The organism is Amycolatopsis sp. NPDC003731, assembly GCF_053586895.1.
Genome location: NZ_JBSFNC010000230.1, coordinates 1 through 10,293, shown reverse-complemented (window position 1 = coordinate 10,293; position 10,293 = coordinate 1). Strand labels below are relative to the sequence as shown.

Sequence of the window (10,293 nt, the reverse complement as noted above, 5' to 3'; positions counted from 1 at the left end):
CGAGATCTTGACGATCACGCAGTATCTGCGTCCGTCGCCGCGGCATCACCCGGTGGATCGGTGGGTCAAGCCGGAGGAGTTCGTGGAGCACTCCCGGGCGGCCGAGGCGATGGGCTTTGCCGGTGTGATGGCGGGGCCGTTGGTGCGCTCGTCCTACCGCGCGGGACGGCTCTACGCCCAGACCAAGCGTCACCGCGGAGAAGAGCTGCCGGAGAACCTGGCCCACCTCGCCGACCAGGGCCCGGCTTCGCAAGAGGCCAGCTCGCTGCTGGCCCGATAGGAAGGGGCGGATCAATGGCGATCAGCGTCTTCGACCTGTTTTCCATCGGCATCGGCCCGTCGAGCTCCCACACCGTCGGGCCGATGCGGGCGGCACTGACCTTTGTGGACGGACTCGGCGACGACCTCCCGCGGACGTCCCGCGTCCAGGCCGAACTGTTCGGCTCGCTCGGCGCGACCGGGTTCGGCCACGGCAGCGACAAAGCCGTCCTGCTCGGGCTGTCGGGCGAGCGTCCCGAAGAGATCGACACCGACACCGTGCCCGTCCGCATCGCGGAAATCCGCGAGTCCCGGCGGCTGCGCTTGGCCGGGACGCACGAGATCGCGTTCGACGAGGACAACGACCTCACCATGCACCGCCGCAAGTCGCTGCCCGCGCACCCGAACGGCATGGTGTTCCGCGCGTTCGACGCCTCGGGCGCGCTGCTGCGCGAGCGGACGTACTACTCGGTCGGCGGCGGTTTCGTCCGCGACGAGTCGTACGAGACGGACACGGTGTTCGTCGAGGACTCGACGCCGGTGCCGTACCCGTTCCGCACGGGGGCCGACCTGCTCGCGCACTGCGCGTCGACGGGCTTGCCGATCAGCGAGATCATGCTGGCGAACGAGCTGTCGTGGCGGTCCCGCGAGGAAGTGCGGTCCGGGCTGCTGGACATCTGGGCGGTCATGGCGGAGTGCGTCCGCAACGGCTGCACGCACGAAGGCGTCCTGCCGGGCGGCCTGAAGGTCCCGCGGCGGGCGCGGGCGCTGCACGAGAAGCTCCTGGCGGAGGACGGCGCGGACGACCCGTTGTACGCGATGGACTGGGTGAGCCTGTACGCCCTCGCCGTCAACGAGGAGAACGCGGCGGGCGGCCGCGTGGTGACGGCCCCGACCAACGGCGCGGCGGGCATCATCCCGGCGGTGCTGCACTACTACCAGCGCTTCATCCGGCATTCGTCGGACGACGGCATCGTGACGTTCCTGCTGACGGCGGGCGCGATCGGCTCGATCCTCAAGCAGACGGGCTCGATCTCGGGCGCGGAGGTCGGCTGCCAGGGCGAAGTGGGCTCGGCGTCGGCCATGGCGGCGGCAGGGCTGACGGAGGTGCTCGGCGGCACGCCGGCCCAGGTGGAGAACGCGGCGGAGATCGGGGTGGAACACCACCTGGGGCTGACGTGCGACCCGGTCGGCGGCCTGGTCCAGATCCCGTGCATCGAGCGCAACGCGGTGGGAGCGTCGAAGGCGATCCACGCGGCCCGCATGGCCATGCGCGGCGACGGCAGTCACGTGGTGACGCTGGACAAGGCGATCAAGACGATGCGCGAGACGGGCGCCGACATGAGCGTGAAGTACAAGGAAACCGCGCGTGGCGGCCTGGCGGTGAACGTCATCGAGTGCTGACGCGGCGGGGTCAGTCTCGGCGGTCGTCCGGCTCGACGGCCAGCTTCAAGCCGACTTCGACCAGGCGCCAGCCCAGTTGCTGCTTGCGGGTTCCCGGGTGGCGGCTCGGCGTCGCGCGGCCCGGTGGGCGGTTGTGCACGCCGTGGCGCAACTCGTTCTCTCGTTCGTGGACCAGATCTTCGGCCATCAGGAAGTGCACCGGATCGCCCCCTGCGTCGATGTTCGGTGTCGGTGGTTCCATCGTCGCCGAGAGTGCCCACCGGGGCCACCGGTTTTCCGGACCGCGAACACAGGGTGATGGCCGGGCAGCGCCTAGACTCGCGGGATGGAGTCGACCTCGGTGGTGAATGCCGGCGAAGCGCTGTTCCGGCCGGTCCGCACCGGCAACGCCTTCGAGGAGACCGTCGAGCGGCTGCTGCAGGCCATCCGGCTGGGCGTCGTCGGCGCGGGGGAGCGGCTCCCCTCCGAACGCGAGCTCGCCGAACGGCTCGGCGTCAGCCGCGTCACGCTGCGCGAGGCCATCCGGGCGCTCTCCGACGCCGGTTACGTCGAGTCACGGCGGGGGCGGTACGGCGGCACGTTCGTGCACGACACTCTGCCCGCTCCGCCCGAGCCCGGCGGGAAGGTCGACACCGTCGCGCTGGAAGACGCGCTGAGCCTCCGCTACGTCCTCGAGACCGGCGCCGCCGAGATGGCGGCCGCGCGGTCGCTGAGCCCGGCCGACCGGCAGCACCTCACCGGCACGCTCGCCGAGGCCGCCGGCGCCGACCTCGACGACTACCGCCGCAAGGATTCCCGGCTGCACCTGGCCATCGCCGAGGTGACCGCGTCCGGCTCGCTGACCACGGCGATGGCCGACGCCCGCAGCCGCGTCAACCAGCTGCTCGACCGGATTCCCCTGCTCCCGCCCAACCTCGAGCACTCCAACGCCCAGCACGAAGCGATCGTGGACGCGATCCTGGCCGGCGACGCCCCCGCCGCGCGCCGCGCGATGGCCGAGCACATCGAGGGCACCGCCTCGCTGCTGCGCGCCTTCCTGTCCTGATTTCGACAGTTTCGATCTTCACAGGATTCGAACAACCTGCCGCAGAACCTTCTCACCCGTTCGGCCGTCATCCATTCGTGACCTTGGCGACCGAGGAAACCGAAGAAGAAGACAAGCCCCGCTCCCCGAAGTGGCGCCGCGTCCGGCGGATCACCGGCTGGACGCTCGGCGCCCTGATCGGCGGCCCGCTGATCGCCTTCTGGATCGCCTACCTGGTGCTCGACGTCCGCAGCCCCCAGGAGGTCCTGGCCGGGCTCGACAAGACCGTCGTCCTGAAGTACGCCGACGGGTCCGAGCTGCTCAAGGTGATCCCGGCCGACGGCGACCGGATGTTCGTCCCCTACTCCCGGGTGCCCGCGAAGCTGCGCGACGCCATCATCGCCACCGAGGACCCGACCTTCTGGGACAACCAGGGCTTCGACCCCACCGGCATCGGCCGGGCGTTCCTCACCGGCGTCGGCGGCGGCTCCGGGATCACCCAGCAGTACATCAAGAAGTCCACCGGCGACGAAGACGCGACGCTCGGGCGCAAGTTCGCCGAGCTCGTGCTGGCCACGAAGATCACCCAGGAACAGGGCAAGGAACAGATCTTCGAAAGCTACGTCAACATCATCTCCTTCGGCCGCGGCACGTTCGGCCCCGCCGCGGCGATGAACGCCTACTTCGGCAAGAAGCTCGACGACTCCATCACATGGAGCGAAGCCGCCTTCCTGGCCGGGATGATCCAGTCCCCGTCGGTGCACGACCCCGCCGCCTCGGGCGACCTCCACGCCGCCCGGCGCTGGCAGTACGTGCGCGACAAGCTCGTGAGCCGCGGGTACGTCAAGGACGGCGAACCGATGGCCTACCCCGGCCCCGAGATCCAGCCGCCGTCGGAGACCCGCGCCGGCCGCGTGACCTACGACGAGTTCCACGTCAAGCAGCAGGTCCTCGCCGAGCTGGAGCGGGACGGCTTCCCGCTCGGCCGGCTCCAGCAGGGGAACATGACGGTCGAGACGACGCTGGACCGCAGCCGTCAGGACGCCGCGAAGAAAGCTTTGCGGGACAGGCTGAACGGCGAGCCGAAGGAGTTCCGCGGGGCCGTCGTCGCGATCGACCCGGCGACCGGCGCCGTCCGCGCCTACTACGGCGGTGACCAAGGCGTCCGCGACTACGCCGGAACCCCGCACGCGCTCGGCACGGCGTTCCACCCGTTCACCCTCGCCGCGGCGCTGGGCCGCGGCTACGTCCCGGACCAGCCGATCCCGTCGCCGTCGAAGCTGGAGTTCCTCGGCGAGAACTTCCAATACCCGGACGTCTGCGGCCCGAAGTGCACCCTGCGCTCGGCGATGGAAACCCACGCGGACGCCCCGTTCATCGAGCTGGCGAAGAGGCTGGGCCCGGAGGCGCTGAGCGACGCCGCGCGCCGGGCCGGGATCCCGGACGCCGTCGACGGCGTCCCGACCCTGCGCGAAAAGGACGGCTTCCTGATCGGGGCGGGGATCGCCATCGGCCGGTACCCGCTGCGGCCGCTGGACGTCGCCGGCGCGTACGGGACCTTCGCCGCCGGAGGCCGGCGGGCCACCCCGCACCTGGTCGAGAGGGTGCGTGACGAAAACGGCGCGGTCGTCTGGGAAAACCCGGACACCGCCCGTCCGGCGTTCGGCGACGACGACACGAGCCGTCGCGTCGCCGAGGAGGTCACCTCGACCCTGCGCACGGACGGCCCGGCGGCGCTGCGCACCGGCGAGGCCGAGCACGGCAACAGCCCGGACTACCAGGACGCCTGGGCGGTCGGCTACACCCCGCAGCTGGCGACGGCGGTCTGGATCGGCTCCGACGACGACCGCCGCCTCAAGGACGCGAGCGGCCGCAAACTGACCGGCGACACCGTCCCGGCCGACGTCTGGCGCGCCTTCACCGCGACGGCCGCTCGCCCACCGCGGTGAGTCAGCGGACCAGGGCCAGCACGAACCCGTCGTGGCCCTTGCCGCCGACGGTCTGGACGGCGGTGGCGTCGATCCGGTCCTCGGCGGCCAGCAGCTCGAACATCTCGCGCGCGCCGCGGACGTTCGGGTCGTCACTGCCCGCGTCGGCCACCCGGCCCTGGCGGACGACGTTGTCGACGACGATCGCCGTGCCCGGGCGGGCGAGCGAGAGCGAGGCGCGCACGTAGTTCGCGAGGTTGACCTTGTCGGCGTCGATGAACACGAAGTCGAACGGCCCGGTCAGCGTGGGCAGCGTGTCGAGGGCCGCGCCGACGCGGATGTCGACGACGTCCTCGCCGAAGCCCGCCCGCGCGAGGTTGGCCTTCGCGACTTCGGCGTGCTTCGGCTCGTATTCGCAGGTGACGAGCTTGCCGCCGGCAGGCAGGGCGCGGGCGAGCCAGATCGTGCTGTACCCGCCGAGCGTGCCGATCTCCAGGATCGTGCGCGCCCCGGCGAGGCGCGCCAGCAGGTTGAGCAGCTTGCCCTGGTTGGGCGCGACGGCGATCTGCGGCAGCCCGGCGGCGTCCGCGTCGGCCAGCGCCGTGTCGAGCACCGGGTCGGGGGCGAGCAGCGCGCCGGCGAGGTAGTCGTCGACGTCGGTCCAGTTCTGGTCGGTCATGGCACCTCCACCGTCAATCTAGCCCGGATGGGATCATGCCGGTCGAGGAGAAACCGCGGCGGGAAGGTGACCATGGACGACTACCGCGTCGTCGCGGACGCCATCGCCGCCGACATCGAGGCCGGCCGTCTCCGCCCCGGCGACCGGCTCCCGCCCCAGCGGCGCTTCGCGCGGCAGCGCGGCATCGCCGGTTCCACCGCCGCCCGCGTCTACGGCGAGCTCGTCCGGCGCGGCCTGGCCGTCGGCGAGGTCGGGCGCGGCACCTTCGTCCGCGCGGCGAAACCGCCGCCCGAACCCGCGCTCGCCGAGCCCGGCGGCGCCCGGGTCGACCTCGAACTCAACTTCGCCGTCCTGCCGGAGGAGTCCGCGAAGCTGGCCCGCGCCCTGGAACCGTTGCTGCGCGACGATGTCCTGACGGCGGCCCTGCACCCGATCGGCGCGGCGGGCACCCCGGTCGCCCGCGAGGCCGCGGCCGGCCTGCTCGCCCGCGGCGACTGGCGCCCGGACCCGGCGACGATCCTGTTCACCGGCAACGGCAGGCAGGCCCTGGCGGCGGCGATCGCCGCGTTCGTGCCGGTGGGGGAGCGGCTCGCGGTGGAGTCGCTGACGTACCCGGTGGTGAAGGCCCTCGCGGCGCGACTCGGCGTGGAGCTCGTGCCGATCGAGACCGACGAGTCGGGGCTGGTGCCCTCGGCGCTCGCCGCGGCCGGGCCGGTGCGCGCGCTCTACGTCCAGCCGACGCTGCACAACCCGCTCGGCACGACGATGCCGCCGCAGCGCCGCGCCGAGCTCGCCGAGGTCACGGGCCGCCTGGACCTGCCGGTCATCGAAGACGGCATCTACACGTTCCTCCGCGACGACGTCCGCCCGTTCGCCGCGTACGCGCCGGAGCGCACGGTGTTCGTGGACAGCCTGTCCAAGCGGGTCGCGCCGGGCTTGACGGCGGGGTTCCTGGTGACGCCGCCGGCCTGGACGGCCCGGCTGGCGTCGTCGGTGCGCTCGGGCGCCTGGGGGGTGTCCCGGTTCGCCGTCGAGGCGGCGACGCAGTGGATCGTGACCGGCACCCTGGCGGAGATCGAGGCGGCGAAACGCCGGGACGCGGCCGCGCGCGCGACCGTGGTGGCGGAGAAGCTCCCGGGCCTGCGCGGCGACCCGGCGTCGTACCACCGCTGGTGGGAGCTGCCGGAGCAGTGGCGGGCGGAGACGTTCGTCGCGGCGGCGGCCCGCCGGGGGATCGCGCTGTCCCCGGCGGCGGCGTTCGCGGTCCTGCCCGGCCACGCGCCGAACGCGGTGCGGGTCGCGGTGTCGGCCCCGCCGCCGGCGGCCCTCGCGTCGGCGCTCGACGTCCTGGCCGGGCTGGCCGGCGGCAGTCCCGACGACCTGCTCGCCGACTGACAGCGCCCGCCAGCGGCGTGCCAGCTCCGTGTGCGGTCCGCGCCAGTGATCTCCGCCAGCCTTCGGGAGTCGCACCGCAACCCGAAGGAGCACGCATGCACGTCACGATCATCGGCGCCGGCCTCGGCGGCCTTACCCTCGCCCGCGTCCTGCACGTCCACGGCATCGCCGCCGACGTCTACGAAGCCGAGTCCTCCCCGGCGGCCCGGATGCAGGGCGGGATGCTCGACATCCACGACTACAACGGGCAGATCGCCGTCGAGGCGGCCGGGCTGACGGCCGAGTTCCGCGGCCTGGTGCTGGAGGGCAGGCAGGCGATGCGGGTGCTCGACCGGCACGGGACCGTGCTGGCCGAACAGGCCGACGACGGCACCGGCGGCCGTCCCGAGGTGCAGCGCGCCGACCTGCGGCGGATGCTGCTCGACGCGCTCCCGGCCGGCACTGTCCACTGGGGACACAAGGTGACCGGGGCCCGCGCCCTCGGCGACGGCCGGCACGAGGTGACCTTCGCCGGCGGCCGCACCGCCGTCACGAGCCTCCTGGTCGGCGCGGACGGTGCCTGGTCGAAGGTTCGGCCGCTGCTCACCGGCGCGGTGCCGGAGTACGTCGGCGAAGCCTTCGTCGAGAGCTACCTGTACGACGCGGACACCCGGCACCCCGCCGCCGCGAAGGCGGTGGGCGGCGGCTCGCTGATGGTGCCGTCGGTGGGCAAGGGCATCCACGCCCACCGGGAGAGCGGGGACACGCTGCACACCTACGTGTCGCTGACCCGGCCGCTGGCGTGGTTCGACGCGATCGACTTCACCGACCCCGCCGCGGCCGCCGCCCGGGTCGCGGCGGAGTTCGACGGCTGGGCCCCGGAACTCACCGCGCTGATCACCGACGGCGACACCCCGCCCGTCCTGCGGCCGCACTACACCCTGCCGGTCGGGCACCGGTGGGCGCGCGTGCCGGGGGTGACGCTGGTCGGCGACGCGGCCCACCTCATGCCGGCCAACGGCGAAGGCGCCAACCTCGCCATGCTCGACGGAGCCGAGCTCGGCCTGGCCCTCGCCGCGCGCCCCGGCGCGGTCGAAACCGCGCTCGCGGAGTACGAGGAAGCCATGTTCCCGCGCAGCGCCAAGGTCGGCGAGGAGGGAAGGCGGTTCGAGGAACTGCTCGCCGGGGCCGGCGAGGACGACCTCGCGCGGGTCCTGGCCGACGCGTTCCGGGAGTTCACCGGCGCGGTGCGGGAGTCCTAGGGGGCGTACTTCCCGACGAAGCTGCCGCAGGTGACGGCCCGGCCGGTGAGCCGGGCCTGGATCGCCTTCTCCAGCCCGAGGTAGTCGAACACCGGCGTGTCGGCCGGGATCGACTCCGGGACCGGGCCGCCGGTCGCGAGCATCCGGATCGAATCCGTCTCGAACAGCACCAGGTAGCCGCCTTCGCGGTTCAGCTCGTCCGCCGTCGCGAGCATGCGCTCGGGCGCGTCGCCGACGATCTCCAGCGGCAGCGGCCATTCGAGGGGGAACGGGTTGCGCAGGCCGAACGCCGGGTAGGCGAACGGGCTGTCCGGCAGGATCGCGGTCCGCGCGGCCGGGAAGCGGTCCAGGCAGTCGCGGATCTGCCGGACGAAGGTGAACGTCGAAGGGTTCGTCCGGATGCCCGCCATCGCCGGGGTGACGGCGCCGAGGTCTTCGGTCAGCCGGTCGTGGCTGACGTCGAGGTAGGCGGCCTGGTCGTGGCGGGCGACGACGACCCAGCCGCAGACCGCCACCGCGGTCAGGCCGGCCGTCGCCGTCACCCAGCGGGGCACCGGCCGCGGACGGGGCGGGACCAGCTGGCCCAGCAGCAGCAACGCCGTCAGGGCCAGGGTGCCGGTGAGCAGCGTCGGTGTGTCGTTGCCCCAGGACAGGCTGGTCATGAACCCGGTGGCGAGCACGAGCAGCCCCGCCCACGGGACCTTCCGCCGGACGGCCGCGTTCACCGGCACGCTGACCGCGACGATCCACCACAGGACGTCCGCCCAGCGCGAGGAGCCGGTGAACCGGCCGTCGACCACGGTCCACACCACCGCCGTGGCCCCGGCGAGCACCAGCACCCAGGACGCCACCCGCCCGGCCACGCCGAGCCGGTCGCCGGGCAGCCGGACGGCCAGCAGCACCACGGCGATCGCGGCGAAGAAGCCCAGCTCCCGCACGGGGGCCTTGGTCAGCACCTCCGGGTCGTCGAGCCAGAGGCCGAGCAGCCGCTCGCCGTACGCGGGCACGCCGCCGGTGACCTGCTCGACCATCTCCGTGAAGCCGCCGCCGAGGCTCACCCACGCCACGTAAGCCAGCCCGGGCGCGCCGAGCGCGAGGAGGTCGAGGACGAACCGGGCCGCGCGGCGCGTGCCCGCCCGCGTCGCCGGGTGCAGCACCAGCCAGACGACGCCGATCACCGCGGCCAGCGCGAAGCTCTGCTTGACGAACACCGCGCAGCCGAGCAGCACCAGCCCGCCGCGGCGGGCGAGCGCGCGGCCGCCGCGCAAGCCCGCGTCCAGGGCCCAGGCGCCGCACGCGGTGAGGAAGATGCCGTCCACGGTGTGCCAGGCCATCAGCGGGAAGGCGTTGAGGTTGATCAGCGACGCGGCCGCGACCAGCGCCGTCATCCCCGGGCCCCAGTCCAGCACCCGGCGCCGGGTGACCAGCGTGGCGAACGCGATCGTGGCCACGATGATCTCGATCATCGACAGGAAGCTGGAGCCGAAGAACAGCGGCATCGGCAGGGCGAAGTCGGCGACGTGCAGCACCGCGGACCCGAGCGGGCGGGCGGAGATGATGTCGGCGTGCGGGACTTCGCCGTGCAGCACGCGCCACGCCTGGGCGAGGATGAAGCCCTGGTCGGAGGGGTGGAAGCCGAAGCGGCCGACGCGCAGCTCGGTGGCCAGCGCGAGCAGGACCACCCAGCCGGCGTGGATGCTCCCGCGCAGCAGCGGCCGGGTCTGCCGGGCGGGCGCCGGCGGCGTGGCGACGTGCGCAGGACTCGCCACGTCCACGCCCCGCCCGCCTTCCACTCCCGATCACGCCCGGGAAACGATGGTAGCGGCCGGGACCCGCACCCGGCGGACCGGTGCGAGCGCCACCCGGCAGCCGTGGGGTGAGCGCCACCCCGGGCGCTGTGAGGTGAGCGCCACCCCGGGAGCTGTGGGGTGAGCGCCACCCCGGGAGCTGTGGGGTGAGCGCCACCCCGGGCGCTGTTTGGCGAGCGCCACCCCGGGGCGCTGTGGGGTGAGCGCCACCCCGGGCGCTGTGGGGCGTGCGCCACCCCGCCAGTCGTGGGGCGTGCGCCACCCCGGGCGCTGTGGGGCGTGCGCCACCCCGGGCGCTGTTTGGCGTGCGCCACCCCGGGCGCTGTTGGCGAGCGCCACCCCGGGGCGCTGTTTGGCGAGCGCCACCCCGGGGCGCTGTGGGGCGAGCGCCACCCCGGGAGCTGTGGGGCGAACGCCACCCCGGCAGCCCCGGGCGACCTTCCGCCGCGCGGCACCCGCCGGAAGGTCGCGAATGACTCTCAGTGTCAGGGTTGGTGGTGCCGTACTTGGTGCGGTTAGGGTCCGGTCTTGGTCATGTGGTGACTCGGAATGACGT

8 protein-coding genes and 1 pseudogene are annotated in these 10,293 nt (G+C 73.3%); 6 read left to right on the top strand and 3 right to left on the bottom strand.

Annotated elements, in window-relative coordinates; translation table 11 throughout:
- Together ACWDN5_RS44545 and ACWDN5_RS44540 are read left to right on the top strand one after the other, a co-directional pair.
- Window positions 1-280: pseudogene (locus ACWDN5_RS44545) on the top strand (lipoyl synthase); the annotation flags it as partial.
- Between the two features lie 14 nt (window positions 281-294).
- The gene (locus ACWDN5_RS44540) at window positions 295-1,662 is read left to right on the top strand and encodes an L-serine ammonia-lyase (protein ID WP_449680519.1); all 1,368 of its coding nucleotides are present in this window, start codon (window positions 295-297) and stop codon (window positions 1,660-1,662) included.
- Between the two features lie 10 nt (window positions 1,663-1,672).
- Here ACWDN5_RS44540 and ACWDN5_RS44535 read toward each other — a convergent pair whose 3' ends face one another.
- Window positions 1,673-1,903 carry a hypothetical protein gene (locus tag ACWDN5_RS44535; RefSeq protein ID WP_449680518.1) on the bottom strand — a complete coding sequence of 77 codons (231 nt, stop codon included), beginning with the start codon at window positions 1,901-1,903 and terminating at the stop codon, window positions 1,673-1,675.
- Between the two features lie 84 nt (window positions 1,904-1,987).
- Here ACWDN5_RS44535 and ACWDN5_RS44530 point away from each other — a divergent pair, with 84 nt between their 5' ends.
- Together ACWDN5_RS44530 and ACWDN5_RS44525 are read left to right on the top strand one after the other, a co-directional pair.
- Complete coding sequence (locus ACWDN5_RS44530; protein ID WP_310974565.1) at window positions 1,988-2,707, top strand: FadR/GntR family transcriptional regulator; 720 nt, start codon at window positions 1,988-1,990, stop codon at window positions 2,705-2,707.
- 77 nt (window positions 2,708-2,784) lie between these two features.
- Window positions 2,785-4,635 (top strand): transglycosylase domain-containing protein, encoded by a 1,851-nt coding sequence (locus ACWDN5_RS44525; RefSeq protein WP_449680517.1) that lies wholly within the window; start codon window positions 2,785-2,787, stop codon window positions 4,633-4,635.
- A 1-nt stretch (window position 4,636) separates the two neighbouring features.
- Here ACWDN5_RS44525 and ACWDN5_RS44520 read toward each other — a convergent pair whose 3' ends face one another.
- A complete protein-coding gene (locus ACWDN5_RS44520; RefSeq protein ID WP_310974563.1) occupies window positions 4,637-5,293 on the bottom strand; it encodes an O-methyltransferase in 657 nt (218 codons plus the stop codon).
- 72 nt (window positions 5,294-5,365) lie between these two features.
- Here ACWDN5_RS44520 and ACWDN5_RS44515 point away from each other — a divergent pair, with 72 nt between their 5' ends.
- Together ACWDN5_RS44515 and ACWDN5_RS44510 are read left to right on the top strand one after the other, a co-directional pair.
- Window positions 5,366-6,688, top strand: a complete 1,323-nt coding sequence (locus tag ACWDN5_RS44515; protein WP_310974562.1) for an aminotransferase-like domain-containing protein — start codon at window positions 5,366-5,368, stop codon at window positions 6,686-6,688.
- A gap of 95 nt (window positions 6,689-6,783) precedes the next feature.
- A complete protein-coding gene (locus ACWDN5_RS44510; protein WP_449680516.1) occupies window positions 6,784-7,929 on the top strand; it encodes an FAD-dependent oxidoreductase in 1,146 nt (381 codons plus the stop codon).
- On the opposite strand, the gene ACWDN5_RS44505 is transcribed toward ACWDN5_RS44510, so the two are convergent.
- The gene (locus tag ACWDN5_RS44505) at window positions 7,926-9,704 is read right to left on the bottom strand and encodes a hypothetical protein (protein ID WP_449680515.1); all 1,779 of its coding nucleotides are present in this window, start codon (window positions 9,702-9,704) and stop codon (window positions 7,926-7,928) included. The two genes, ACWDN5_RS44510 and ACWDN5_RS44505, sit on opposite strands and share 4 nt — an antisense overlap.
- Window positions 9,705-10,293 lie beyond the last annotated feature (589 nt).

Coding starts and splice junctions, on each gene's coding strand:
- ACWDN5_RS44540 (WP_449680519.1), top strand. CDS start 295: ATGGCGATCAGCGTCTTCGACCTGTTTTCCATCGGCATCGGCCCGTCG.
- ACWDN5_RS44535 (WP_449680518.1), bottom strand. CDS start 1,903: ATGGAACCACCGACACCGAACATCGACGCAGGGGGCGATCCGGTGCAC.
- ACWDN5_RS44530 (WP_310974565.1), top strand. CDS start 1,988: ATGGAGTCGACCTCGGTGGTGAATGCCGGCGAAGCGCTGTTCCGGCCG.
- ACWDN5_RS44520 (WP_310974563.1), bottom strand. CDS start 5,293: ATGACCGACCAGAACTGGACCGACGTCGACGACTACCTCGCCGGCGCG.
- ACWDN5_RS44515 (WP_310974562.1), top strand. CDS start 5,366: ATGGACGACTACCGCGTCGTCGCGGACGCCATCGCCGCCGACATCGAG.
- ACWDN5_RS44510 (WP_449680516.1), top strand. CDS start 6,784: ATGCACGTCACGATCATCGGCGCCGGCCTCGGCGGCCTTACCCTCGCC.